We start from the raw sequence: 23,602 nt of genomic DNA, 5'->3' as shown, positions 1-23,602 counted from the left end.
GGGCAGCGCGTGCGCATCCGCTCGGCAGTGTGGCTGACGACGTGTCTCCTGGCGGGAACGGCCGCTGCGCAGCTGCAGGTGCAGCCCACCGCCGAGACGGACGGCGTGGGGACCGGCGCGGTCTCCGGCGTCGCCTTCTGGCCCAACCCGTCGCGGCCCGAGCAGAGCCTGGTGCTGCTCGCGGACCGCAACACCGGGCTCTACGTGCAGGGGCTGAACGGGAGCAACCGCCAGTTCTTTTCGGGCGTGGTCACCGGCGTGGACGTGCACGACGGCTTCCGCTTCGGCACCGCCACCGTGCCGCTGGTGGCGGCGGCGGTGGACCCGGCGCTCTCGCTCTTCGCGGTGGTGGGCCAGCCGGACGGCGGCGCGAGCCTGCAGCAGCTGCGCACCGCGAGCTCCGACATCGGCAACGTGCGCACGGTGAAGCTGTACGCGAGCAGCGCGGATGGCCGCTTCTTCGCCTTCGTGGGCAACGAGCTGGGCCAGCTCCAGCAGCTGGAGCTGAGCGCGGAGCTGGACGGGGGCATCGCCGTCACCCCGGGCCGCCTCCTCTCCGTGCCGGGGCCCGCGCGCGCGGTGACGGTGGACGAGCGGGCGGCGGCGCTCTACGTGGCCGAGGTCTCCGGGCAGCTGTGGCGCTTCGACGCTGCACCCGAGGGCTCGGACGCGGGCAGCGCGCTGGACCTCGACGGCGGTACCCTGGGCAGCGCCGTGCAGGGGCTCGCGCTCTACGCGCTGGAGGACGGGCGGGGCTACCTCGTCTCCGCGAGCGGCACCTCGGGCACGAGCACCTTCACCGTGCTGGACCGCGACCCGCCGCACGCCGTGCGCGGCACCTTCCAGATCGCCGCGGACGGCGGCATCGACGCGGTGGAGACCAGTCTCGCGCTCGCGATCGACAGCGCCCCGCTGGGCACCGCCGCGGACGGCGGCTACCCGAGCGGCGTGCTGGTGGCGGTGGACGGGACGAACAGCGGCGGCGCACAGAACGCGAAGCTGGTCGCGTGGCAGTCCGTCGCGCAGGCCTTCACGCCCCCGCTCGCGACGCGCGCGGACGCCGGCAGCGGCGACGGCGGCACCGTGGACGCGGGCGCCCCCAGCGGCGGCGGCGGGGTGGTGCCCCCGGGCAGCGGCGGCAGCGTGCCGCCGGGCGGCGACGACGGGACGAGCTGCAGCTGCACCTCCAGCTCCGTGCCGGGCGCGGCCCTGCTCGCGCTGAGCGCCGTGCTGCTGCAGCGCCGCCGGCGCCGCTCCGCGCCCTGATCGCCGCCGGGGCCCGAGAAATCGGCTCCGCAGCGCTCGCAGGATCAGGAATGTTTCGCACTGCAACCCGTGGAGATCCCTGGTGAAACGGCTCCGGAGCCGAATTTTCGGCCCTGGAGCGGTTTGCAATGTCGGGGCGAGTCCATACTCTAGGGCCGCCGCGCACCGGATCGTCCGCCTGGGGCAGCTTTCGCAAGCGAAAGCCGCGGGGCGGTAGCACGCGCTGCTGCGGCGAGTGGAGGGAAACACATGCTTTACAAAGTCACCCCGATGATGGCGCCTCCGGCGCCTGAGAAGGCACCGGCGCGCGAGCCGGGGCAGCCGCGCAAGCGGCGCAAGTCCGCCGTCTACGACGCGGACGGGCACGAGGTGCTCATCTCGCTCATGTGCCTCAAGTGCAAGACGCTGCGCCCGCTGGCGCAGTTCGGCCTGCGCAAGATGGCGGATGGCGCCATCCGCAACCAGCCCTGGTGCCGCGGCTGCCGCTCGGGCGCCGGCACGAAGAAGCCCAAGGCGGGCGCCGAGGCGGCCGCGAGCGCGCCGGCGGAGCTGGCGGTGGCGGCCGAGGCCGCGACTCCCGAGCTGCAGGTGGTGGCGGCCGCGCAGCCTGCGCCCGCGCCCCTCGAGCTCGTCCCCGAGCCGCCCGCGCCCGCGCAGGCGCTGCAGGGCTAGCTCAGGCGCCCAGCCGCAGGCCGGCGGGCAGCGTGTCGCCCAGCGCGCGCGCCTCGTCCGCCGCTGCGAGCTCCACCACCTCGGTCACCATCCGCACCCAGCCCTCCGCGGCCTTCGCCTCGACGAGGGCCGCGCGCGTGCGCTCGCGCAAGGCCGGGTCCAGGTCGCGCGTGCGGTCTCCCGTGAGGCGCGCGAGCTGCGCCGCGGCGAAGGCCGCCCCGTCGATGCGCCCCAGCCCCAGCTCCAGCAGCAGCGCGAGCCAGGCCTCGGCGGCCTCGACCCCCACCACCTTGTGGCCGCTGCCGTAGAGCGGCACGCGCGCACCGAGCCGCCCCAGGGCCCACGCCCAGGGGCCGCCACTCCTGGCCTCGGCCCGCAGGCGCGCGGCGACGTGCCCGCCCAGCTGCTCCTTCTGCGCCGCCTCCAGGTGCTCGAGCGAGGCGGCGAGCCGCACCATCTCGTCCAGCCCCTCGGGCTGCACGCCTTTGGGCTTCGGCGCGTTCTTCTGGGGCTTCAGCTCCGGCGGCACGCGGCGCGCGAGGTGCGGCTCGAGGTAGGCGTAGAGCCGCGCGTGCTGCGCCTCGCTCAGGCCGCCGGCGATGCGGCGCCACATCACCCAGAACTCGATCCACACCGCCTTCTCGGCGTGCGCGTTCACCAGCGGCTCGAAGAGGGAGAAGGTCTGCTCGGCGCGCCAGGCGTCCAGCGGGTAGCCGAAGCCGGGGCGCAGCGTGTAGCCCAGCAGGCTGAAGAAGACGCGCTCGTGATCCGCCGAGCGGCGGCGCTTGGAGGCGCCCGCGTAGAGGCTGCTCCACAGCTCGCGCAGCACTGGCACGCGCCAGCCCTCGCGCGGGCCCAGCACGCCCTCGAGCGTGCGGGTGAGCTGCTTCACGTCCTTGAGGCCCACCGGCAGGGGCTTGCTGCCGTAGACGCGCTCGATGTCCTCCTTCGCCTCGGCGAAGCGCGCCGGCATGGACTCGGTGACGGTGAGCTCGTGCGTGCCGGCCTGCCCGCGCAGCTCGAACTCGAGCCGCCAGCGCTCGTCCGCCACGTCCGAGACGCAGGAGAGCTCCAGGGTGCCTATCTCGGTGAGCGCGGCCTGCAGGTGCACCGGGACCTCGGCCGCCTTGCCGGAGGCGCCCTTGAGCAGCGTGTGGATGGGGGGCAGGGGCTTGAGGTCCTCGGCGAGCGCGACCACGTCCCCGGGCTTGTCGATGCGGTCCGAGGTGGTGGACAGCAGCGCGAACTGCACGGGGCGCCCGAGCGCGAGCGTGAAGGGCTGCTGGCCCAGCTCCACGCTCTGCCCCTCCTCGAAGCCGCGCGGGATGAGGCAGAGGGCCTGCGGCTGCGTGTCCCCGGAGCCGGGGGCCGCCTCCAGCCGCACGTAGTAGGCGCGCGCCGCGCCGCCGCCGATGCGCAGGCCCAGGCCGCGGCGCACCAGCCCGTAGTAGGCCGCGCCGCGCGCCACCGCGAGCTCGAGCGACTCGTGGCGCAGGAGCGGGATGCGCGGCGCGCCCGGCCACCACGCGCTCACCGCGTCCAGCAGCCGCTCGGTGATGGCCGGCGAGTTGAAGACGCCGCCGTTGAGCAGCACGGCATCCGGGCGGGGCAGGGCGCCCGGCGCGTGCGGCTCGCCCAGCGCTGCGTGGCCCGCCTCCGCGTGCTGCTGGAGGAAGGCGGCGAGGTGGCGGGTGATGGCCGCGTCCTGCGCGTAGGGGAGCCCCAGCTCCTGCAGCGCCATGCGCGCCGCGCGCCGCGGGCGCTCGTCCGGGGCGGAGCGCGGCAGGAAGCCGTCCAGCACCAGCTGCTCCACCTCCTCGCGGGTGAGCTCGGTGGAGAGGCTCCCACCCAGCAGCCGGCTTCCCCCGGCCACGAGCGACACGCCGTAGCGCTCGGGGGGCGCCTCGCCCAGCAGCGACTCCTTCGCCACGCGCGCGGCCTGCAGCGCCTGCGTCCACTGGGTCGCGCCGAGGCGGCGGCCTCCGGCCGAGAGCTTCTCCTCCACCCGGCGCGCGAGCGCGGCGTCCATGTTGTCGCCGCCCAGCATCAGGTGCTCGCCCACCGCGAGGCGGCGCAGGATGGGCCCCTCGGGGGACACGCCCGCGTGCACCAGGGTGAAGTCGGTGGTGCCGCCGCCCACGTCCACCACCAGCACCAGCCGCACGCCCGCGAGCGCCTGGGCCAGGTCCGCGCGGTGTCGCGCGGTGAAGTCGTAGAAGGCCGCCTGCGGCTCCTCGAGCAGGGTGAAGCGCTCGAGCCCTGCGCGCCGGGCCGCGCTCACCGTGAGCGCGCGCGCCGCCTCGTCGAAGGAGGCGGGCACGGTGATCACCACCTCCTGCTGCGCGAGCGGCGCGTCCGGGTGCGCCGCGTCCCACGCGCGCGCCATGTGGCGCAGGAGCAGCGCGCTCGCCTCCACCGGGGAGAGCTTCGCCACGTCCGCTCCCGCGCCCCACGGGAGGATGGGCGCGCTGCGGTCCACGCCGGGGTGGCACAGCCAGCTCTTCGCGCTCGCCACCAGGCGCCCCGGCACGCGCGCGCCCTGCCAGCGCGCGAACTCGCCGACCACGGGAACTTCCTCCCCCCAGGGAAGGCGCAGGCTCTCGGGCGCGAGCTCGCTGCCGGCCGGGACATAGAGCGTGGAGGGCAGCAGCTTGCGCGGCGCGACCTCACCCAGGCCCACCAGCTGCTGCACGGGGAAGTCCTGCACGGGGGCCGAAGCCCCGCCGCGAGAGGGGTCCACCGCCGCGACGGCGCAGTGGGTGGTGCCCAGGTCGATGCCGACGATGTGCATGGGCGGGGGTGTCTACTCCTTCATGCGCACGTTGAGCTCGAGCTTCCAGCGGCCCGGGCCTTCCTTCTCGAGGCAGCGCAGCTCGAGCGTGCCCACCTCGGTGACGGCGGCCTGCAGGTTCACCGGGGTGAGGTCTCCGAAGGGGGCGGGGGTGCCGGGCAGCAGCGTCTCGATGGGCGCGAGCTCCTCGAGCTCACCGGCCGCGGCGGCCGCCTCCACGTCCTCCACGAAGGCGCCCACGCGGTCGTCGCGGCGCGTGCTGGAGGCGAAGAAGCGGAAGCTCGTGGGCTCACCCGTGACGAGCCCGAACTCCTGCGGCGGCACGTCCGCCTGCGTGCCCTCCTCCATGCCGAAGGGCGCGACGCACAGCGCCTTCACCGGCGGCTCCATGCCGGGCACCGCGGGCATCGCCGTCTCCACGCCCACGTAGTAGGCGCGCGCGGTGCCGCCGCGGATGCGCAGCCCGTGGCCCTGGCGCACCCAGCCGTAGTAGGCCGCGCCGCGCGCCACCGCGAGGTCCAGGTCCGCACCCTCCAGCTCCTTCGCCTCGCTGCCACCGTCCGCCGCGAGCCAGCTGTTGAGCACCTCGAGCACGCGGGCCTTGAGCGGCCCCGCCTTGAACACGCCGCCGTTGAAGAGCACGGCCGTCGGGTGGATGAAGCCCTTGCCGCCCACGTCCACCGGCGAGTCCGGGCTCTGGGCGAGCGCCTGCGCCTGGCGGGTGAGGAAGGCCGCGAGGTGGCGGGTGACGCCCGCGTCCTGCGCGTACGGGAGCGCCATCTGCGCGAGGCCGGTGCGCCGCTGCGTGCGCGGCAGCTCGGTCACCGGGATGCGGGGGAAGAAGCCGTCGGTGAGCACGCGGTCCAGCTCCTCGCGCGCGAGCTCCGTCTTCAGCGTGCCGCCGATGAGGCTGCTGCCGCGCCCGGGGATGGTGATGGGCGCGCGCGCGAGGCCCGGGTCCGCGTACAGCTGCTCCTTCGCGTGGCGGCAGCCGTAGGTGAGCGCATTGAACTGCCACGCGTCCAGCTTCTTGCCCTCCCCCGTCAGGCGCTGGTTGAGCGTGTGGGCGAGCGCGAGGTCCATGTTGTCGCCGCCCAGCAGGATGTGGTCTCCCACGGCGACCCGCGTGAGCTCCACCTCGCCGTCGCGCTCGCGCACAGTGATGAGCGAGAAGTCGCTGGTGCCGCCGCCCACGTCCACCACGAGGATGACCTCGCCCACGCGCATGCGCTTGCGGAAGCCCTCGCCCATGCTCTCCAGCCACGCGTAGAGCGCGGCCTGCGGCTCCTCGAGCAGCGTGACGTGGCTCAGGCCCGCGGCCTTCGCGGCCTCCAGCGTGAGCTCGCGCGCCGCCGGGTCGAAGGAGGCGGGCACGGTGACGATGACGTCCTGCTCGGCGAGGGTGCTGCCTCCGTCCGTGCCGAACGCCTGGTCCCACGCCGCGTGCAGGTGGCGCAGGTAGCGCGTGCTCGCCTCCAGCGGGCTCACCCGCTGCACCTCCGCCGGCGCCTGCCAGGGCAGCAGCGCCGAGCGCCGGTCGACGCCCGCGTGGCTGAGCCAGCTCTTGGCCGAGGAGACGAGGCGCGTGGGCACCTTCGCGCCGTGCGAGCGCGCGAACTCGCCCACGATGGGCGCGGTGGCCCCGGGCTCCGGGTTCCACGGCAGCGCGAGGCTGCCCGGGGGGAACTCGGGCGCCGCCGGCAGGTAGAGGAAGGAGGGCAGCAGGGGCCGCGCCTCCACGGTGCCGGGCGCGATGAGCTGGGGGACGGGGAGCATCGCCTGGGCGCGGCCGCGCGCCTCGCCCGCCTCCAGGTTGAAGTAGGAGACGGCGGAGTGCGTGGTGCCGAGGTCGATGCCGACTGCGTAGCGGGGCATGGGAGGAGGAGGCTCCTGAAGGGCAGGGGAGGGCTAGGGCAGCTCCACTTCGGCGGGCGCGAGCACGCGCGCATCCAGCGCGCCGCTCAGCTCCGGGAAGCGCACCGCGGTGGTGACCCAGCCGTGGTGCTTGAGGCTGCCGGCGAACGGGGGCTGGCCGGCCACGTTGCCGGTGAGCCGGATGCGCTGCGCATCGAAGCCCACCGGCACGCTCACGCGCGCCCCCTCCGACTCCTGCAGCACCGGCTCGAGCGCGAGGTACTGCTGCACCACCTTGCGGCAGCCCTCGTGCACGATGCGCGCGGCGGCGCCCACGTCCGCGTCCGAGAAGGCGGCCACGTCCTCCTGGAGGAAGTCGATGAGGCGGCCCTCGCGCTGCAGCATGCCCAGCACCGCGAGCCCCGAGGCGTGCTCCTTCTCGGGCGGCGGGCGGACGGGGGCGGCGGGAGCCTTGGGCGCGGGCGCCTTGTCGGGCAGCGCGGCCTTGGGCTGGAGCGTGGAGCCTGAGGGCAGCTGCGCGAGCGTGCCCTCGTCATAGGCGCGGCTCGCCGGCAGCACGGCCTGGGCGAAGGGGCGGGAGACGAGGACGCGCCAGAAGCAGAGGAAGGCGAGCCAGAGACGCGCAAAGAAGGAAAGCGAAGCCTGCTCGGTCATTCGCCCCCGATAACAAAGGGGGCGACCATTGCAACGCACTTGTGCCCACAACGCTCGACGCTGAAAAGCCGAAGGGCCCCAGTGTTTTGCACTGGGGCCCTTCGATTTTCAGCGTGGTGGAGGTGGACGGGATCGAACCGACGACCTTCGCATTGCGAACGCGACGCTCTCCCAACTGAGCTACACCCCCACAACTGGCACTGCGTGCTGCTGTCCTGCGGCGGGTTGGGTCCGTCGAAGGGAACCGCGAGATACCCAACGGCATTTCACCTGTCAAGGCGAGATGTGCAGCACCCGCATGCGGAATTGACGCGGCAGGGCGCGGGTGACATAAAAAATCCTCTTTTCCCGCGACCTTCCGCGGGCCTGCTGCACGCTGCTCCCCGCGCTCCCGATCGCTGCGCCATCTGCGTCATCAATGTCCACCACGCCCGCCAAGACGCTGAGTCCGGCCGAGCTCGCGAAGCTCGAGCATGCCTTTGCCTCCGATCCCTCCTCCGAGGCGTACCGGCCGCTCGCCGAGGCGTACCTCGGCATGGGCCGCTTCATGGAGGCGATGGTCGTCTGCAAGAAGGGCGTGAAGGCGCATCCCTCGCTCGCGAGCCCGCGCCTGCTGCTCGCCCGCGTGTACGCCGAGCAGGGCAAGGACAAGAAGGCCCTGGAGGAGGCGCTCGGCGCGCTCCAGGTCCAGCCGGCGGACAAGCACGCGCTGCGCTTCGCAGGGGCCCTGCAGCTCAAGACGGGCGAGGCCGAGGCGGGCCGGGCGAACCTGCTGCGCGCCTACGAGGCGGACCCCGCCGACCCCGAGACCCGCGCGCTGCTGGAGCAGCACCAGGTGGAGCCGCCGCGCGCCGCGGCCGCTCCCGTCGCCGCGCCCGCCCCGGTCGCCGCGGCTCCCGCGCCCACCCCCGCAGCGCCCCGCGCACCCCTCACCGGGCCGGGCGCTCCTCCCGTCCTGCTGCCCTCGCCCGCCGCGGCGCAGCCCGCTGCGTCGGCCAGCGCCTCCTCCAGCGCCTCCTCCAGCGCCTCCTCCAGCACGGGCGCCGCGCCCCGCACGAGCAGCACGGGCGCCGCGCGCGCGGTGGCCCCGGCCGCCGCACAGCCGCAGCGCCCCGCGCCCCGCCCGGTCGCCCGGGTGCAGGCGGAGGCCTACGACGAGGTGGAGGAGGACGACGACGACGCGCCCGGCAGTCGGCGCCGCCCGGCCCGCTCGTCCACGAGCCGCACCATGGCGCTGGTGCTGATGGTGGCGCTGCCCGTCTCGGTGGGCGGCTACTGGGCCTACGGACGCTGGAGCGCGCAGCGCAACTACAAGTTCACCAAGTACCTGCGCGAGGCGAGCGAGGAGCTGAAGCACGACTCCTACGACAGCTACCGCAAGGCCTCCGAGGCGGCCGACCACGCGCTCGAGGTGAACCCGGACTCCACCGCCGCCCACGGCTACCTCGCCTACGCCTACGCCATCCGCTGGGGTGAGCACGGCGGCGGCGACTCCGCGCGCCAGCTCGCCGAGGAGCACCTCGCGGCGGGCAAGAAGTCCGGCGAGGTGAGCAGCTACCTCTACGCCGCGGACGCGCTGCTCAAGAGCTACGCCGGCAAGGGCTCGGAGGCGCTCGGCGAGCTGGAGGGCCGGGTGAAGGCCTTCGACGCCCAGGACAAGGCGAGCCCGCTGCTCTACCTCACCCTGGGGCTCATCCAGACCAACGCCGGCGACCTCGAGCGCGCGCGCGACAGCCTCGAGCGCGCGCAGCAGCTCTCGCCAGACGACGCGCGCATCTACGCGGCGCTCGGCGCGCTCTACCTGCGGCGCGGCCAGGACAGCCAGGCGTGGAAGAACTACGACCTCGCGCTGCGCTACGAGAAGAACCACCCGGCGTCGCTGCTCGGCCGCAGCCTGCTGATGCTCGAGCAGGAGCAGCCCAACTACGAGCTCGCGGCGAAGATGCTCAAGACGCTGATCGACTCGGACCCGCCCCCGAGCCCCCGCCAGCTGGCGACCGCGCACCTCGCGCGCTCGCTGCTCGTCTCGCGCCTCAGCCGCGACCTGCCGGACTACAAGCCCGAGTTCCAGCAGAAGCTCTCCGCGAGCACCGGCGTGCCCCTGGACAAGGAGCAGGCGCGCGCGGAGGTCCTCAAGAGCGAGGAGACGGGCTTCGCGCTGGACCGCAGCAACCCGGAGCTGCTCGTCATCAAGGGCCGCCGCCTCGCGAGCGAGGGCCAGTACGACGCGGCCGCGGCGGAGATCCGCCGCGCCATCCAGATGGACGGCAGCCGCGCCCAGTACCACGTGGAGCTGGCGCGCGCGCTGATGGGCAAGCCCGGCGGCGAGGCCGAGGCCGCGCAGGCGCTCACCACCGCGCTCAAGACCATGGGCAACAGCCCCAAGCTGGTGCTGATGCTGGGCAACGCGTACCGGCGCCAGGGCAAGACGGCCGAGGCGCTCGCCGCCTACGACCGCGCGCTGCTGGACCCCAAGGTGAAGAACCCCGAGGCGCGGCTCGCCATGGGCAGCGTGTACCGCGAGCGCGGCGAGCTGGCGAAGGCCCAGGAGGCGCTCGAGCTGGCCAGCCGGGAGTTCGTGGGCCAGGGCGACCGCGTGGCCGCCACGCTCACCGAGCTGGGCCGGGTGCTGCAGGCCAAGGGAGACGTGGCCAAGGCCGACGAGACCTTCCAGAAGGCGCTCACCGCGGACGAGTCCTACGCGCCCGCCTACTACTTCTACGCGAGCTTCCTCGCGAAGGAGGGGAAGCAGGCGGCCAAGGCCCGCACCACGGCGCAGGAGTACCTCAAGCGCGATCCGAAGGGCGAGTTCGCCGCGGACGCCCAGCGCCTGGCCGAGTAGGCGCCGGATGTCCCGGACAAGGCAGGCTGATGGCCTGGGGGGAGCGGGCAGGCGCTGCCCGCTTGAACTCGGGAGCAGACCCTGGCTATCCACGCGCCGCAGAGCTCTGGCAGTCCTGCCGCTGGCTGGAGCGCACTTCCTGGAGGCAGCGTGAGCACCCGAGCCTTGAGCCTCTCCACCACCACTGCGGACCTCGTGTCGCTGACCAAGCCGCGGCTCTCGAGCCTGGTGCTGGCCACCACGGCCGGCGGCATGTGGCTCGCGCCGGGTGGGATGTCGCTCGCGCGGATGCTGGTGGCCATGATCGCGACCGCGGGCACGGTGGGCGCGGCCAACGCGTTCAACTGCTTCATCGAGCGCGACAGCGACCGCTACATGAGGCGCACCGCGAGCCGGCCGCTGCCCTCGGGGCGCATGGAGCCGGCGGTGGCGCTCTGGTTCGGGCTCTCGCTCGCGGCCATCTCGCTGCCCTCGCTGTGGCTCGCGGCGAACCTGCTCACCGCGGCGCTGGGGCTGCTCGCGCTGCTCAGCTACGTGCTGCTCTACACGCCGCTCAAGGCGCGCACCTCCGCCGCGATGCTGGTGGGCGCGGTGCCCGGCGCGCTGCCGCCCCTCATGGGCTGGACGGCCGTCACGGGGCAGGTGGACGCGGGCGGCTACGCGCTCTTCGCCATCCTCTTCCTCTGGCAGATCCCGCACTTCATCGCGATCGCGCTGTTCCGCAAGGAGGAGTACGCGGCGGCCGGGCTCACCTCGCTGCCGCTGGAGCGCGGGGACGAGTCGAGCCGGCTGCAGCTCCTGCTCTACACGCTCGCGCTCGTGCCGACGACGCTGCTGCCCTACCAGCTGCACATCGCGGGCGTGTGGTACCTCGGCGCCGCGCTGGTGCTGGGCGCGGGCTTCCTCGGCATCGCCGCGTGGGGCTTCTTCCGCCGGCTGGACAAGCCGTGGGCGCGCCAGACCTTCTTCTTCTCCCTGCTCTACCTCACGGGGCTCTTCGCGGCCCTGATGCTGGACCGCACCACCGTCTAGTCCTGTGTCCTCCCTCTCCCTCGGGGAGAGGGTCGGGGTGAGGGAAGTGCGCAGCTGCCGTGCATCCGTGTCACGCGCAGGGAGGGGACCAGGATGAGGACTCCGCGCCGCTGGAGCACCGCAGTCACCGCTGCACTGCTGCTGGGAACCGGGAGCTGCGAGAAGCCCGCGCCTGCCGCCCCCGCACCGAAGCCCGCGAGCCCTCCCGCCACTGTCCCCACCACCTCTGCCCGCGGCAAGGTGACGGGCACGGTGCGCTATGAAGGCGCCACCCCGCGCATGACGCGCATCAACACCGCGAGCGACCCTGCGTGCGAGGGCGCCGCGAGCGCGGAGCCGGCGATCGCGGTGCACGACGGCCTGCTCGAGAACGTGCTGGTGCGCATCAAGGGCCCGGTCGCAGGCGAGCCGGCGCCGAAGCCCCAGGGGCCGGTCGTCCTCGACCAGAAGGCCTGTGCCTACGTGCCGCGGGTGCAGGGCGCGCTCGCGGGGCAGGCCATCGAGGTGCACAACAGCGACCCCACGCTGCACGGGGTGCGCGTGCTGCAGGGCCCGGACTCGGTGCTCCAGGAGGTGCAGCCGCCCCAGGGCCCGCCGGTGAAGGGCGAGGTGCCGCGAGCGGCGGAGGTGCTGCGCGTGAAGTGCGACGTGCACCCGTGGATGCTCGCGTGGATCGTCGTCAGCCCCAGCGCGCACTTCGCGGTGACGGACGCCGCAGGTCACTTCGCGCTCGAGGGGCTCCCGCCGGGCACGTACACCGTGGAGGCCTGGCACGAGTCGCTCGGCACGCGCAGCGCCGAGGTGAAGGTGGCGGCGGACGGCGCCACCGAGCTGAGCTTCACGTTCAGCGCGGGCTAGGCGAGCCGCCCCTCGCACCGCCCCTCATCGATCGTCGTGGCGTGCGACTCAGGCGCTGCGCTGGCCAGGATGGCGCGCCGCTGCCTCCGCGAGCGCGCGCCCCACGGTGAAGCCCACGCACGCGCCGCCCCCGGCGCGGTTCTCCGCGAATGCGTCGCCGCCGTGCGCCTGCGCGATGCGCCGCACCAGGGTGAGCCCCAGTCCCAGCGAGCCGGCCTCCCCGCCGTGCTCGCGCCGGTAGAAGGGCTCGAAGATGCGCGTCTCCTCGCCCGGAGCGAGGCCGGGCCCCGCGTCCTCCACGCAGAAGGCGAGCTGGCCCTCGCGCTCGAGCACGCGCAGGGTGCGCGCGCCGCCGCCGTGCCTGCGGGCGTTGTCCAGCAGGTTCGCGAGCGCGCGCCCGAGCAGGGTGGCATCGCCCACGAGGCTGCCGCTCGCCGTCTCCACGCTCAGCGCGCTCGCCGGCAGGCTCGCGCGCTCGAGCGCCCGGCCCGCGAGGTCGCAGGCCTCCAGCGGCCGCGCGTTGAGCTGCCCGAAGTCCATGCGGGAGCTGGCGAGCAGCTCGCCCACCAGCGCATCCAGCTCCACCACCTCGCGGTCCACCTGGTCCACGGTGCGCGGGTCACCGCCCCGGTCGCGCAGCAGCTCCGCGAGCACGCGCAGGCGGCCCAGGGGGGTGCGCAGCTCGTGAGACACGGTGGCGAGCAGCTCGCGCTGGTCGCCCACCTGGCGCTCGATGCGCGCCGCCATGTCGTTGAAGGCCGTGGCGAGCAGCTGCACCTCGCCCGTGGCATGGCGGCCGAGCTGCGCGCGCGCGGAGAGCCTTCCCGCGCCCAGCTCACCGGCGGCCCGCACCAGCTCGGAGATGGGGCGTGCGAGCCCCCACGCAATCTTCCCCGAGAGCAGCCACAGCATCACGCCCGCGACGAAGAGCGGCAGCGCGACGCGCCACGGCTGGTGCGGGCGGTTGCGCCCGAAGCACATGTTCAAGGAGCCCAGGCGCGCGCCCTCGCGCGGCACGTCCAGCCTCACGTCCGCGTCGGGGCAGGCGGGCCCCTCGCGCTCGAGCAGGTGGCCCTGAGCGTCCAGCACCTCCACGTCCACCGCGAGCTCCTGCGCGAGCGAGCGGGTGAGGCGCGTGCGGGCCGCCGGGTCCTTCCAGGCCTCCGCGTAGCGCGCGGCGAGGAAGGCCTGGGCGCGGTTCGCCTCGCTGTGCCACGGGGAGGGGCCGGCGAAGAGGCTCATCACCGCCACCACCACCATGCCGGTGACGAGGATGGAGAGCCCGAACCAGACGAAGAGGCGGCGGTGCAGGTGCGCCCGCACGAAGGGGCCGAGCGCCCCGGCGCGCCGCCGGTGCAGGCGCCTCACCCGGCACCGTCCCGCGCGAACACGTAGCCCACGCCGCGCACGGTCTTGATGAGGCGCGGTGGGTCGTCCCCCAGCTTCTGGCGCAGGTGGCTGATGTGCACGTCCACCGTGCGCTCGCTCACCACGGTGTCGTTGCGGCCCGCCTCGCCCAGCAGCGCCTCGCGGGGGATGACGCGGCCCGCGCGCCGCACCAGCGCCACCAGCAGGTCGAACTCGAGCCCGGTGAGGTCCACCGTGCGCCCCTCCACCCGCGCCTCGCGCGCCGAGACGTCGAGGCTCACCGGACCCTCCTCGAGCCGCTCCGCGCTGCTCCCGGGCTGCGAGCGGCGCAGCACGGCGCGCAGCCGCGCCAGCAGCTCGCGGGGGCTGAAGGGCTTGGGCAGGTAGTCGTCCGCGCCCAGCTCGAGCCCCACCACGCGGTCGGTCTCGTCGCCGCGCGCGGTGAGCATGAGCACCGGGATGTGGCTCTTGAGCCGGATGCGCTTGCACACCTCCAGCCCGTCCAGCCCCGGCATCATCACGTCCAGCAGCACCGCGTCGTAGGTGCCCGCCTCCAGCGCCGCGAGCCCTCGCCCGCCGTCCGGCGCGTGGGCCACGTTGATGCCGTGCTGGCCGAGGTACTCGGCGAGCAGCTCGAACATGCGGGCATCGTCATCGATGAGCAGGACGCGCGTGGACATGCGGAGACTCTAGCGCGCCAGGCGGGGGCGGCCGCAGCCGTGCGCGCTGCCGGCGAGGATCGCCGCGAGCTCCTGGCGCTGCGCGGGCCGCAGCGCCTCGTGCACCCGCGCGAGCGCCCCCAGCGCCGTGCGCTGCAGCTCCTCGAGCAGCGCCGCGTGGCGCGCGAAGCGCTCGCGCAATCCCTCCGCGTCGAAGTGCTCCGCGCGCACGCTGGCGGCGGCCGCCTCGCGCGTGAGGGGGAGCTCGGCGCGCAGCTGCGCGAGCACCGCCTGCACCTCGGAGCGCACCTGGGCGAACACGGCCTCCTGCTCGGACGTGGTGTCCAGGCGGGCGAGCAGCCCGTGCCTTCCGCCGCGCCAGCGCCTGCCCCCCGCCCGGGCGCCCCAGCGCCTGCGGCCCACGCCCCGCGCCACCACCAGCACCGCGAACCCCACTGCCACCCCAGCGATGAAACCCACCATCTGCCTGCCTCCGGAAAAGGGATGCGCGAAGGGTAGGGAGGGGGTGTGAAGCGCTCGCCTCAGGGGGGTGAAGAAGTGTGAAGCGCGAGGAATGCCGAGGGCCCCCGGCACCGTTCTGAATGACGCATCCCGCCCCAGCCCCACCGGGCCCCGGGGGATCTTCGGACGGTCCGGAGAAACCCTGGCTCGACGTGGGACGACGGGCGCGTTAAGAGGGATGTCGCCGAGGCGAATGTGCGCCAAGGCAAGCGGGGATCCTCCTTCACCGGAGGGATTTGCCCCATGAAAGAAGAAGAACAAGCAATGGCAACTGGTACCGTGAAGTGGTTCAACGACGCGAAGGGTTTCGGCTTCATCGCGCAGGAGGGTGGCGAGGACGTGTTCTGCCACCACACCGCCATCCAGACGAACGGGTTCCGTACTCTGGCTGAGGGTCAGCGCGTGGAGTTCGAAGTCGCCAAGGGCCCCAAGGGCCTGCAGGCGCAGAACGTGCGCCCGGTCTAACGCGCACGTCGCTTCCGTTGGAAGCCCGAGGCCCGGTCTCCACAGCGAGGCTGGGCCTTTTGTGTTTTGGTCACAGAGCAGAAGGAGGCCACCGTGCCCCAGCACCCTGGAATGTCGAAGCGTCAGAAGGAACTGGCCCGTCAGGAGAAGGTGAAGGAGAAGGACGCCAAGCGCGAGCAGCGCAAGCGCGAGAAGGCGGAGAAGGGGCCCGCCGAGGACGGCGTGGATCCCGACATCGCGGGGATCGTGCCCGGGCCGCAGCCGCTGCCTGACGGCTTCGAGTGACACCGCGCCATGAGGCCCGCGTGCGTCCGACGCCCGCTCAACCCCCCGGGGAGTGAGCGGGCGTCGTCTTTGCGGGCTGCCGTGCGCGGCGCCTTCCTTAACTTGAGCCCCACACCCTCACAGGAAGGAACCCCCGATGGCCGGCACGCCCAAGGACGCCCAGAAGGACACGAGTGTCACCAAGGTGAGCTCGCAGTTCTCCCCCCGCGGTGAGATGGGCCAGAAGTACCTGGCGAGCGGCATCAAGCTGGGGATGCGGCTGTGGGAGGACGAGCAGCCGGGCGAGGCGAAGCCCCTCTCCGTCCGCGACTACGAGACGGTGGGCTACTGCCTCAAGGGCCGCGCGGAGCTGCACGTGGAGGGGCAGGTGCTGCTGCTCGGCCCCGGCGACTCCTGGGTCGTGCTCAAGGGCCAGAGCCACACCTACAAGGTCCTGGAGACCTTCAGCGCGGTGGAGGTGACGAGCCCCCCGGCCATGGTCCACGGCCGCGACGAGGGCGAGCGCGGCCGCCACGCGAAGGCCTGAAGCGCGTCCCCGCGCGCTCAGCCCTCACCCTCCGCCGCGGCACCGCGCCGGACGTGCCCGACTCCGAGCGGCACGACCTGCAGGTGACCCGCGGCTTCGTGCAGACCCTCGTGCAGGCGCACACCCGCGAGGGCCGGGTGGTGGGCGCGCCCTGAGGTCGGCCGGCTCCCCGCAGTGACGGGGCCTCGGCTCCCATGGGACAGTGCGCGCGATGCGCATCCCCGTTCGCACCGCAGCCCACCCGGAGCTGGAGCGGCACTCGCCCGTCGTCCGCGCCGTGCTCGTCCTCCTGGGGCTCGTCATCGCCCTGTTCTTCGGCACGCTCACGTACGTGGTGGTGGTGTGGTCGCATCCGCCCACGGCACGACCCTGGACGGTCGTCGGTCTCGGCCTGTTCTCCAGCACCCTCGCTGTCTACGGGGCCGGCCTCTGCTGGCGGGGCGTGCGCGGGTACTCGGTGGAGCGGCTCTAGGGCGCCCAGCGCCTCTACGATCGCTACGCGCCCTACGCGCTCGCCGTCACGTGGCCTGCCGGGCTCATCCTCTTCGTCGCGTTCCGGCCTGCGAGCTTCAGCCCCGCCTGGTTCCTGCTCACGACGTGGCTGGTGGCGCCGTTGCACCTCCTCTGCCACGAGCTCTCGCACGTCCTCGCGGGGCACCTCGTCGGGTTTCGCTTCGAGCGGCTGGCCGTGGGGCCGCTGCTCCTGTGGCGCGAGCGCGGCGCTTGGCGACTGGAGTGGACCCGCCTCGCGCTGCACCCGGGCGTCGACGGGTGGGCACGGATGGAGGTGCGCCCCGTGCGTCATCCGAGGCGCGCCATGGCCCTCTTCGTCGCCGGAGGCCCACTGGGGAACTTCGCCGCGGCCGGTGTCGCGCTGGCACTGCAGGGGGCCCTGGGCCACCGCGTGGGGCAAGGGGGCTCGCCCGTCGCGAGCTTCCTCGATGCCGTGCTCTTCCTGGGGGTCACGATCGGGCTGACCAACGTGGTGCCCTTCCGGATCCCCGGCAGCACCTTCGCCACGGACGGCCTGGCGCTGCTCCGGCTCGCGAGGGGGGAGAGGTTGGGCCCTCCTGGATTCGAACCAGGGACCAATCGGTTATGAGCCGACAGCTCTAACCGCTGAGCTAAGGGCCCTCGAGCTTTCCGCGAGTGCGTGAGTAACCCCGGCGGGGCCGCTTGCACAAGGGCGCACGGTGAGGAGCCGCTTCCCTCACCTTGACCCAGAAGGAGAGGGGACACTCACGCGCCACACCAGCCCCTTGTGCGCCACCTTCACGCCTTCGGCGCGCAGGCGCTGGGCCTGCTCGTGCGCCACCGCGGGCGCGAGCGTGTGGTCCGCGCGGATCACGCGCCACCAAGGGACATTCTGCAGCGTCCTCAGCTCGCGGCCCACGCCGCGCGCTGCGCCCGGGCGGCCTGCGTACAGCGCCACCTGCGAGTAGGAGCGCGTCTGGCCGCGCGGAATCGCGCGCACGGCGCGCGCCACGGCCTCGGGGAAGGGCAGGGGAGTGGGCTTCTTCGTCGCCATACCGAACCGACTCTAGAGAACGACGAAGCCCCCGGTCCACGAGGGAGCGGGGGCTTCGGGTGCTACCGGCTGCTCTCTTGCGGCCTAGCTCTCGACGAACGAGCGCAGGCGCTTGGAGCGGCTGGGGTGGCGCAGCTTGCGCAGCGCCTTGGCCTCGATCTGGCGGATGCGCTCGCGCGTCACCTCGAAGTCCTGACCGACCTCTTCCAGCGTGTGGTCGCTCTTCTCGCCGATGCCGAAGCGCATGCGCAGCACCTTCTCCTCGCGCGGCGTGAGCGTGGCGAGCACCTTGCGGGTCTGCTCCGCGAGGTTCATGTTGATCACCGCGTCCGACGGAGAGACCAGGCTCTTGTCCTCGATGAAGTCGCCGAGGTGGCTGTCCTCCTCCTCGCCGATCGGGGTCTCGAGGCTGATGGGCTCCTTCGCGATCTTGAGGACCTTGCGGACCTTGTCGAGCGGCAGCTCCATCTTCTCCGCGATCTCCTCAGGGGTCGGCTCGCGGCCGATCTCCTGCACGAGGTAGCGGCTGGTGCGGATGAGCTTGTTGATCGTCTCGATCATGTGCACCGGGATGCGGATGGTGCGGGCCTGGTCCGCGATGGCGCGGGTGATGGCCTGACGGATCCACCAGGTGGCGTAGGTCGAGAACTTGTAGCCGCGCTTGTACTCGAACTTGTCCACGGCCTTCATCAGGCCGATGTTGCCCTCCTGGATGAGGTCCAGGAACTGCAGGCCGCGGTTCGTGTACTTCTTCGCGATGGAGACCACGAGGCGCAGGTTCGCCTCGACCAGCTCGGCCTTGGCGCGCTCCGCCTTGCGCTCGCCCACGCGGATGGCCTCGTAGTTGCGGCGCAGCGCGTCCACGGGGAGGTTGGCCTCCTCCTCCACCTTCTTGATCTTGCGCACGGCGGTGCGCACGTCGCGGTCGAGCGCCTCGAGCTGCTCGGCGGTGACGTTGAGGCGCTTCTGGAGCTTCTTCGCGTTGAGCGGGTTGTCGCGGCTCTCGCGCAGCGCCGGGCGCAGCTCGCTCATGGGCACGCCGTTGCGGCGCTCGAGGTCGCGCAGCTCGTCCTCGGCCTTGTCCACGCGCTCGATGAGGCCCTTGAGGTTGAGCACGATGCGGTCGATCTGCTTCTTGTTGAGCCGCATCTCCTCCAGGACTTCCATCATCTTGGTGCGCAGGTCGCGCACCTCCTGGCGGATCTCCTTCTTCTTCACCTCGGTGATCTTCTTCTTGGAGGAGAGCTCCTCCTCCAGCGCGTCGCAGTCCTTGGCGAACTTGCGGATGCGCTCGATCTGCTTGCAGATCTGCTCGATCTTGTTCAGCTCGCTCTGCGCGAGCTGCTGCACGCCCTCCTCGCCCTCGTCCGCCTCGACCTCGGCGTTCTCGCCCTGGGCCTCCTCGGGCGCGTCCTTGATGACCTCGCGCACGCGCAGCTTGCCGGCCTTGAGCCGGTTGCCGATGTCGAGGATGTCCGCGACCGCGAGGCGGCACGCGAGCAGCGCGCGCAGCACCTCCTTCTCGCCGTCCTCGATGCGCTTGGCGATCTCCACCTCGCCCTCGCGGGTGAGGAGGCTCACGCTGCCCATCTTGCGCAGGTAGAGGCGAACGGGGTCGTTGCTCTTGCCGCCCGGCTCCTCCTCCTCCTTCTCCTCCTCCTCCTCGGAGTCCTTGGACTCCTCCTCCACGGCGACGGTGGGCTTCACCTCGGCGCCCTGGGCGGCCTTCTGCGCGTCGACGATCTCGATCTCGTTGTCGCCGAACATGCTCATCACGTCGTCGATCTGATCCGACGACACGATGTCTGCAGGCAGGGCGTCATTGACCTCGTCGTAGGTGAGGAAGCCCTTCTCGCGGCCAGCGGCGAGCAGGTCCTTGACCTCCTTGCGCTCGGCGATGGCCTCCTCCTCGACCTCGTCCTCCACCGCGTCCGGATCGATCTCGACCGCGGCGGCAGCCTCGTCGGCGGCCTCCTCGGGATCCACGTCGTCGCTGGAGGCCTGGGTGACGCCGCGCACCTTCTTGCGCAGGGTCTCGGTGGCCTCGGCGGTCTGGGCCGCGTCCGCCGCCGCCTTCTTCCCGGCCGCACTCCCCGCCTTCGCCTTCACCGTGGGCGCGACGGCGACGGGAGCCTTCTTCTTGGGCTCCTCCTTCTTCTTCGCCTGGGGCTTCACGGCAACCTTCGGGGGCTTCTGGGTCGGCATTCGGAAACTTCTCCTAGAAAAACAGGGCCTTGGCCTGCAGCGAAGCCGGCCGATCTACCGCAAAGTCGGGGTTTCTTACAAACGCGAACTCAAACCGGTTGCATCGGGCTCTTTGTTCCCGTTCCCGAGGGGACCATCTCTTCCTGAACCCGCTTGCGCAGGGCCAGTAGTTCGACCCGCTCCGAGACGAGGGCCCGGGTCTCCTCCGTCAGCTCGCTTGCTCCTGCCAGGGTGGCCGCCGTCTTCCTCAGGTGGGTGAGCTGCTCGTCGATACGGCGCAACTTGAGGCGGCGGCACACGGTGAGGAAGGCCGCCTCCAGGGCTTCGCCCTCTGTCGGCAGCTGGCGGGCGGCTGCCTCGAGGGGGCGCTTGAGCACCTCGGGCGCCTCGAAGAGGGCGTCCTCGGCGCCACCCCCCGATGTAGCGAGCGCGAGCACGCGGCGCAGCCCTGGATGCGTGAGCTCGTCCACGAGCCGGAAGCGGTCGCGCGCGAGCAGGCGCGGCTCGCGCAGCACCATGGCCACGTACCAGGCCTCCAGCGCGTCCGGAGGGCGCACCGGGGCGGCGCGCGGGGCGGCGGCACCCGAGGCGTCGGTGGTCCCGGGGGCGCCCTCACCCGGCTTGGGCACGGGCTTCACCTGGGGCGCCTTGCCCTTGAGCTCGGCCTCCAGCTCCTGGGCGGGCAGCCCGAAGTGGGCCGCCATGGCCCCGAAGAAGGCGGAGCGCACCAGGCCCACCTGGAGCTGCGCCGCCACGCCCCGCAGCCGCGCGAGCGCCGCCAGCTTCTCCTCGAAGGTGGCCTCGCGCCCCGCGGGCAGGATGCTGGTGAAGAGGTAGGCGGTGAGCGGCTGCGCGGAGGCGAGCAGGCGCTCGACCCCCTGGACCCCCTCGCGCCGGGCGAAGGTGTCCGGGTCATCCCCGGTGGGCAGCAGGCCCACGCGCGTGGGGGTGCCCGCGGCGAGCAGGGGGCCGGCGAGCCGCTCCACGGCCTTGAGCCCCGCCTCGTCGCCGTCCAGCAGGAGCACGAGCTCCTTGGCCTCGGCGCGCGCGAGCGCCTGCAGGTGCCCCGCGGTGAGGGCGGTGGAGCAGAGGGCCACCGCGTGGCGCACCCCGGCCTGGTGCAGGCCGATGGCGTCGAAGTAGCCCTCCACGAGGACCGCGCTCTTGCGCCGGCGGATCTCCTCGCGCGCCTGGTCCAGGGCGTAGAGCGTCTCGCTCTTGTTGTAGAGCCGGCTCTCCTTCGAGTTGAGGTACTTGGGCCCCTCGCGGCCGCCATCCTCGGAGGGCGGGGCGTTGGGGTCTGCGAGCAGGCGCGCGCCGAAGGCGATGGGGCGGCCCTCCGGGGCGCGGATGGGGATGATGACCCGGCTGCGGAAGAAGTCGAAGTAGCCCTCGCCGCGGCTGCGGGGGCTGATGAGGCCGGCCTTGAGCCCCCAGTCCGTCATGCCCGCCTTCTGCAGCTTGTCCGCGAGCAGGCTCCAGCCGGCCGGCGCCCAGCCCAGCCCGAAGGCGCGCACCGTCTCCTCGGAGAGCCCGCGCTCCTCCACCAGGTAGCGGCGGGCGCGTGCGCCCTCGTCGCTCCAGAGCAGGGCCTTGAAGTGCTCGGCGGCCAGGTCCGTGGCCTCTTTCAGCTGCTGGCGCTCGCGGGCGCCCGGGTCCTCGGCGCCCTCCAGGTCCACCCCGGCCTCGCGCGCGAGGTCGCGCACGGCGTCCAGGAAGGTCTTGCCCAGGTAGCGCTGGACGAAGGAGATGGCGTCGCCGCCCGCCTGGCAGCCGAAGCACTTGAAGCGGCGCATCTCCGGGGTGACGTAGAAGGAGGCGCTCTTCTCCTGGTGGAAGGGGCAGCGGCCCTTGTAGGAGCGCCCCGACTTCTTCAGCTCCACGTGGCGGGAGACCAGCCCCAGCAGATCCACGCGGGCGAGCACCTCTTCGATCTTGTGCTCCGGGATGGACAGGCCCCACTCCTCGAGCCCAGGGCACCCCCCGCGCGCACGGCGGAGGGACAGGCTTCCTCCCTAGCCCTTAATGGGCCCGCGCCCCGCACACAAGTTTCCCGCCCGCACCCGCCGTCTTGCGGGTGACGCAGCAGGCCATTGAACAGGGGAGCTGCCTCCGGGGCCGGATTCTCGGCCCCGGGAGCGCTTCGGGGCGGACTAGCCCAGCTTCGCGAGCGCGGCCTTCACCGCGTCGCTCACGGCCTTGCCCTCGGCGCGGCCGGCCACCTTGGGCTGCACGGCCTTCATCACCATGCCCATGTCCTTGGCGCTCTGGGCGCCGGACTCGGCCACGGCGGCCTGCACCAGCTGGGCGAGCTCGTCCGCGCTCAGCTGCTGGGGCAGGTAGCTCTGGAGGACGCCAATCTCCTGCTCCTCCTTCTGCGCGAGCTCGGGGCGGCCCGCGTCCTGGTACTGCTGGATGGAGTCGCGGCGCTGCTTGATGAGGGTCGCGATGACCTTCTGCACGCCCGCGTCGTCCAGGGCCTGGGCGCCCGGCTCGACCTCCTTGTACTTCACCGCGCTCTTGAGCATGCGCAGCACGCTGAGGGTGAGCTCGTTCTTCGAGCGCATCGCGTCCTTCAGGTCCGCGTCGATCCGCTCCTTGAGGGTGGCCATGGAGGAAGCTCCTGGGGCTGCTGTGGGGGAGGGGACTGCAGCTGCTGCTTCGGGGCCAGGGGGCAGCGCACCGTGTGCGCCGCCGCCCCGTCCACGCTGTGAAAGCGCCGCGACTAGTACGTCTTGCGGGCCTTCTTCACCGCGCGCTTCTTCGCCGCGAGGGCCTTCTTCTTCTTCTTCACGGAAGGCTTCTCGTAGTGCTCGCGCTTGCGGATCTCGGAGAGGATTCCAGCCTTCTCGGTCGCCTTCTTGAAGCGCTTGAGGGCGCTCTCGATGGACTCGCCGTCCTTCACTCGAATACCGGGCATGCAGTCACCTCCTTCCGCTTTGCGTCAAAGGGTTGGGGAAAAGCGCGGCGGATATGACCCAGAGGGGCCCAAAAGGCAAGGGAAGGCGGGGAAAAAGGCCTCCCCCGCGACGGGAGGGGACCGCAGCCCGGAGTGCGCCGGAGCGCCCGGAGCAGGGGGGAGCGCGGGGCCTGGCCGCCCGTGCGCCAGGCAGGGGCAGCTAGGGGCCGCTCACGCTGCGCGCGTCCACGCGGTTACGGCCCGAGTGCTTCGCGCGGTACAGGTAGGTGTCCGCGGCGCCCACCAGCTCCTCGGGCTGGGTGTAGCGCGCGTCCACCAGGGTGCTCACGCCCAGGCTGATGGTGACGTGCAGCGCGGCGCCGCCGAAGGTGAAGTCGGTGCTGGCCACCGCCTGCCGGCAGCGCTCGGCGCAGGCGAGCGCGTGGCCCTCGGGCGAGTCGCGCAGCATCAGGGCGAACTCCTCGCCGCCGTAGCGCGCGAGCACGTCCTCGGTGCGCACCGTGTCCAGCACCCGCTGCGCGATGCGCTGCAGGACGAGGTCGCCTGCGGGGTGGCCGTAGGTGTCGTTGATGGCCTTGAAGCGGTCCACGTCGAACATCACCAGCGAGAGCGGCTGGCGGTGGCGCAGGCAGTAGGCGAACTCCTTGCGCAGCGTGTCCAGGAAGTACTTGCGGTTGTAGAGCCGGGTCAGCGCGTCGCGGGTGGCGTTGTCGTAGATGCTGCGCTGGTACTGCTCCTCCAGCTGATCCTGCAGGCTGAACTTGAGCACCGTGTTGGAGCCGATCTGGATGCGGTCTCCGTCACACAGCTGCGCCGTGCTCACCCGCAGGCCGTTGAGGTAGGTGCCGTTGGTGCTGCCCAGGTCCACGAGCTGGAAGCGCCCCTCGCCGCCGCCCACCACCTTGGCGTGCTTGCGGCTGATGCCGTCGTCCTCCACCTGGAAGCCGGCCTCGCTGCTGCGCCCGAGCAGGGTCTCGGGCCCCTCCAGCTTGTGCATGCGCCCGATGCCCGCGGCGCTCTTGGCACTCAGCACGATGAGGTAGGCGCTCTGGCGGGCGGGGGCGGCGGGCCCCAGCAGGTCGCTGAACGACTGAACGCTCGTCTTCTCCTCGAAGGACCCGCCGGGCATCGTGC

At 72.7% G+C, this 23,602-nt stretch carries 21 protein-coding genes and 2 tRNA genes; 9 read left to right on the top strand and 14 right to left on the bottom strand.

Annotated elements, in window-relative coordinates:
• Nucleotides 1-9 precede the first annotated feature (9 nt).
• Together FGE12_RS09900 and FGE12_RS09895 are read left to right on the top strand one after the other, a co-directional pair.
• On the top strand, nucleotides 10-1,266 hold the full coding sequence (locus FGE12_RS09900; RefSeq protein WP_153866150.1) for a phytase: 1,257 nt from the start codon (nucleotides 10-12) through the stop codon (nucleotides 1,264-1,266).
• 249 nt (nucleotides 1,267-1,515) lie between these two features.
• The gene (locus FGE12_RS09895) at nucleotides 1,516-1,938 is read left to right on the top strand and encodes a hypothetical protein (protein ID WP_153866149.1); all 423 of its coding nucleotides are present in this window, start codon (nucleotides 1,516-1,518) and stop codon (nucleotides 1,936-1,938) included.
• 1 nt (nucleotide 1,939) lies between these two features.
• Here FGE12_RS09895 and FGE12_RS09890 read toward each other — a convergent pair whose 3' ends face one another.
• The 4 genes from FGE12_RS09890 to FGE12_RS09875 all read right to left on the bottom strand — a co-directional run bounded on the left by FGE12_RS09890 (nucleotide 1,940) and on the right by FGE12_RS09875 (nucleotide 7,448).
• Nucleotides 1,940-4,729 (bottom strand): hsp70 family protein, encoded by a 2,790-nt coding sequence (locus FGE12_RS09890; RefSeq protein ID WP_153866148.1) that lies wholly within the window; start codon nucleotides 4,727-4,729, stop codon nucleotides 1,940-1,942.
• Between the two features lie 12 nt (nucleotides 4,730-4,741).
• The gene (locus tag FGE12_RS09885) at nucleotides 4,742-6,604 is read right to left on the bottom strand and encodes an Hsp70 family protein (RefSeq protein ID WP_153866147.1); all 1,863 of its coding nucleotides are present in this window, start codon (nucleotides 6,602-6,604) and stop codon (nucleotides 4,742-4,744) included.
• Between the two features lie 33 nt (nucleotides 6,605-6,637).
• Nucleotides 6,638-7,258 carry a DUF2760 domain-containing protein gene (locus tag FGE12_RS09880; protein WP_153866146.1) on the bottom strand — a complete coding sequence of 207 codons (621 nt, stop codon included), beginning with the start codon at nucleotides 7,256-7,258 and terminating at the stop codon, nucleotides 6,638-6,640.
• Between the two features lie 114 nt (nucleotides 7,259-7,372).
• Nucleotides 7,373-7,448 (bottom strand) — tRNA-Ala (locus FGE12_RS09875).
• Between the two features lie 228 nt (nucleotides 7,449-7,676).
• Here FGE12_RS09875 and FGE12_RS09870 point away from each other — a divergent pair.
• From FGE12_RS09870 to FGE12_RS09860, 3 genes are all read left to right on the top strand, one after another.
• On the top strand, nucleotides 7,677-10,100 hold the full coding sequence (locus tag FGE12_RS09870; RefSeq protein WP_153866145.1) for a tetratricopeptide repeat protein: 2,424 nt from the start codon (nucleotides 7,677-7,679) through the stop codon (nucleotides 10,098-10,100).
• A gap of 150 nt (nucleotides 10,101-10,250) precedes the next feature.
• Nucleotides 10,251-11,132 (top strand): heme o synthase, encoded by an 882-nt coding sequence (gene cyoE, locus FGE12_RS09865; RefSeq protein WP_194797750.1) that lies wholly within the window; start codon nucleotides 10,251-10,253, stop codon nucleotides 11,130-11,132.
• Between the two features lie 93 nt (nucleotides 11,133-11,225).
• A complete protein-coding gene (locus FGE12_RS09860; RefSeq protein ID WP_153866143.1) occupies nucleotides 11,226-11,990 on the top strand; it encodes a carboxypeptidase regulatory-like domain-containing protein in 765 nt (254 codons plus the stop codon).
• Nucleotides 11,991-12,038: 48 nt separating this feature from the next.
• Here FGE12_RS09860 and FGE12_RS09855 read toward each other — a convergent pair whose 3' ends face one another.
• The 3 genes from FGE12_RS09855 to FGE12_RS09845 are packed head-to-tail and all read right to left on the bottom strand — an operon-like array spanning nucleotide 12,039 to nucleotide 14,500.
• On the bottom strand, nucleotides 12,039-13,358 hold the full coding sequence (locus FGE12_RS09855) for an ATP-binding protein (RefSeq protein ID WP_370458938.1): 1,320 nt from the start codon (nucleotides 13,356-13,358) through the stop codon (nucleotides 12,039-12,041).
• Complete coding sequence (locus FGE12_RS09850; RefSeq protein ID WP_153866142.1) at nucleotides 13,355-14,038, bottom strand: response regulator transcription factor; 684 nt, start codon at nucleotides 14,036-14,038, stop codon at nucleotides 13,355-13,357. Before FGE12_RS09850 ends, FGE12_RS09855 begins: the two co-directional genes overlap by 4 nt.
• A gap of 9 nt (nucleotides 14,039-14,047) precedes the next feature.
• Nucleotides 14,048-14,500, bottom strand: a complete 453-nt coding sequence (locus FGE12_RS09845) for a periplasmic heavy metal sensor (RefSeq protein WP_153866141.1) — start codon at nucleotides 14,498-14,500, stop codon at nucleotides 14,048-14,050.
• 303 nt (nucleotides 14,501-14,803) lie between these two features.
• Between FGE12_RS09845 and FGE12_RS09840 the strand changes: the two genes are divergently transcribed.
• The 4 genes from FGE12_RS09840 to FGE12_RS09830 all read left to right on the top strand — a co-directional run bounded on the left by FGE12_RS09840 (nucleotide 14,804) and on the right by FGE12_RS09830 (nucleotide 16,287).
• A complete protein-coding gene (locus FGE12_RS09840; protein WP_153866340.1) occupies nucleotides 14,804-15,004 on the top strand; it encodes a cold-shock protein in 201 nt (66 codons plus the stop codon).
• Between the two features lie 111 nt (nucleotides 15,005-15,115).
• On the top strand, nucleotides 15,116-15,289 hold the full coding sequence (locus FGE12_RS30005; protein ID WP_194797749.1) for a hypothetical protein: 174 nt from the start codon (nucleotides 15,116-15,118) through the stop codon (nucleotides 15,287-15,289).
• A 136-nt stretch (nucleotides 15,290-15,425) separates the two neighbouring features.
• Entirely contained in the window at nucleotides 15,426-15,815 is a 390-nt protein-coding gene (locus FGE12_RS09835) for a cupin domain-containing protein (RefSeq protein WP_153866140.1), read from the top strand.
• Nucleotides 15,816-16,026: 211 nt separating this feature from the next.
• Entirely contained in the window at nucleotides 16,027-16,287 is a 261-nt protein-coding gene (locus tag FGE12_RS09830) for a hypothetical protein (RefSeq protein WP_153866139.1), read from the top strand.
• Between the two features lie 589 nt (nucleotides 16,288-16,876).
• Here the strand turns inward: FGE12_RS09830 and FGE12_RS09825 are convergent.
• The 7 genes from FGE12_RS09825 to FGE12_RS09795 all read right to left on the bottom strand — a co-directional run bounded on the left by FGE12_RS09825 (nucleotide 16,877) and on the right by FGE12_RS09795 (nucleotide 23,597).
• Nucleotides 16,877-16,949 (bottom strand) — tRNA-Ile (locus FGE12_RS09825).
• Nucleotides 16,950-17,025: 76 nt separating this feature from the next.
• Complete coding sequence (locus FGE12_RS09820) at nucleotides 17,026-17,343, bottom strand: MGMT family protein (protein WP_153866138.1); 318 nt, start codon at nucleotides 17,341-17,343, stop codon at nucleotides 17,026-17,028.
• 84 nt (nucleotides 17,344-17,427) lie between these two features.
• Nucleotides 17,428-19,548 (bottom strand): RNA polymerase sigma factor RpoD, encoded by a 2,121-nt coding sequence (rpoD, locus tag FGE12_RS09815; protein WP_153866137.1) that lies wholly within the window; start codon nucleotides 19,546-19,548, stop codon nucleotides 17,428-17,430.
• 89 nt (nucleotides 19,549-19,637) lie between these two features.
• Nucleotides 19,638-21,503: a DNA primase gene (gene dnaG / locus FGE12_RS09810; RefSeq protein WP_153866136.1), complete on the bottom strand. Its 1,866-nt coding sequence runs from the start codon at nucleotides 21,501-21,503 to the stop codon at nucleotides 19,638-19,640.
• Between the two features lie 198 nt (nucleotides 21,504-21,701).
• On the bottom strand, nucleotides 21,702-22,160 hold the full coding sequence (locus FGE12_RS09805) for a GatB/YqeY domain-containing protein (protein ID WP_153866135.1): 459 nt from the start codon (nucleotides 22,158-22,160) through the stop codon (nucleotides 21,702-21,704).
• A 113-nt stretch (nucleotides 22,161-22,273) separates the two neighbouring features.
• On the bottom strand, nucleotides 22,274-22,468 hold the full coding sequence (rpsU, locus tag FGE12_RS09800) for a 30S ribosomal protein S21 (protein ID WP_153866134.1): 195 nt from the start codon (nucleotides 22,466-22,468) through the stop codon (nucleotides 22,274-22,276).
• A 199-nt stretch (nucleotides 22,469-22,667) separates the two neighbouring features.
• Nucleotides 22,668-23,597 (bottom strand): GGDEF domain-containing protein, encoded by a 930-nt coding sequence (locus FGE12_RS09795; RefSeq protein ID WP_228530690.1) that lies wholly within the window; start codon nucleotides 23,595-23,597, stop codon nucleotides 22,668-22,670.
• Nucleotides 23,598-23,602 lie beyond the last annotated feature (5 nt).

The sequence above is a fragment of the Aggregicoccus sp. 17bor-14 genome (assembly GCF_009659535.1).
Lineage (GTDB): Bacteria > Myxococcota > Myxococcia > Myxococcales > Myxococcaceae > Aggregicoccus.
This window is presented reverse-complemented; position numbering and strand designations above follow the sequence as displayed.

What these genes read in the sequence shown, in the direction of transcription:
- FGE12_RS09895 (WP_153866149.1), top strand. Translation starts at nt 1,516, where the DNA reads ATGCTTTACAAAGTCACCCCGATGATGGCGCCTCCGGCGCCTGAGAAG.
- FGE12_RS09890 (WP_153866148.1), bottom strand. Translation starts at nt 4,729, where the DNA reads ATGCACATCGTCGGCATCGACCTGGGCACCACCCACTGCGCCGTCGCG.
- FGE12_RS09885 (WP_153866147.1), bottom strand. Translation starts at nt 6,604, where the DNA reads ATGCCCCGCTACGCAGTCGGCATCGACCTCGGCACCACGCACTCCGCC.
- FGE12_RS09880 (WP_153866146.1), bottom strand. Translation starts at nt 7,258, where the DNA reads ATGACCGAGCAGGCTTCGCTTTCCTTCTTTGCGCGTCTCTGGCTCGCC.
- FGE12_RS09870 (WP_153866145.1), top strand. Translation starts at nt 7,677, where the DNA reads ATGTCCACCACGCCCGCCAAGACGCTGAGTCCGGCCGAGCTCGCGAAG.
- FGE12_RS09860 (WP_153866143.1), top strand. Translation starts at nt 11,226, where the DNA reads ATGAGGACTCCGCGCCGCTGGAGCACCGCAGTCACCGCTGCACTGCTG.
- FGE12_RS09850 (WP_153866142.1), bottom strand. Translation starts at nt 14,038, where the DNA reads ATGTCCACGCGCGTCCTGCTCATCGATGACGATGCCCGCATGTTCGAG.
- FGE12_RS09845 (WP_153866141.1), bottom strand. Translation starts at nt 14,500, where the DNA reads ATGGTGGGTTTCATCGCTGGGGTGGCAGTGGGGTTCGCGGTGCTGGTG.
- FGE12_RS09840 (WP_153866340.1), top strand. Translation starts at nt 14,804, where the DNA reads ATGGCAACTGGTACCGTGAAGTGGTTCAACGACGCGAAGGGTTTCGGC.
- FGE12_RS30005 (WP_194797749.1), top strand. Translation starts at nt 15,116, where the DNA reads ATGTCGAAGCGTCAGAAGGAACTGGCCCGTCAGGAGAAGGTGAAGGAG.
- FGE12_RS09835 (WP_153866140.1), top strand. Translation starts at nt 15,426, where the DNA reads ATGGCCGGCACGCCCAAGGACGCCCAGAAGGACACGAGTGTCACCAAG.
- FGE12_RS09830 (WP_153866139.1), top strand. Translation starts at nt 16,027, where the DNA reads ATGCGCATCCCCGTTCGCACCGCAGCCCACCCGGAGCTGGAGCGGCAC.
- FGE12_RS09820 (WP_153866138.1), bottom strand. Translation starts at nt 17,343, where the DNA reads ATGGCGACGAAGAAGCCCACTCCCCTGCCCTTCCCCGAGGCCGTGGCG.
- rpoD (WP_153866137.1), bottom strand. Translation starts at nt 19,548, where the DNA reads ATGCCGACCCAGAAGCCCCCGAAGGTTGCCGTGAAGCCCCAGGCGAAG.
- FGE12_RS09805 (WP_153866135.1), bottom strand. Translation starts at nt 22,160, where the DNA reads ATGGCCACCCTCAAGGAGCGGATCGACGCGGACCTGAAGGACGCGATG.
- rpsU (WP_153866134.1), bottom strand. Translation starts at nt 22,468, where the DNA reads ATGCCCGGTATTCGAGTGAAGGACGGCGAGTCCATCGAGAGCGCCCTC.
- FGE12_RS09795 (WP_228530690.1), bottom strand. Translation starts at nt 23,597, where the DNA reads ATGCCCGGCGGGTCCTTCGAGGAGAAGACGAGCGTTCAGTCGTTCAGC.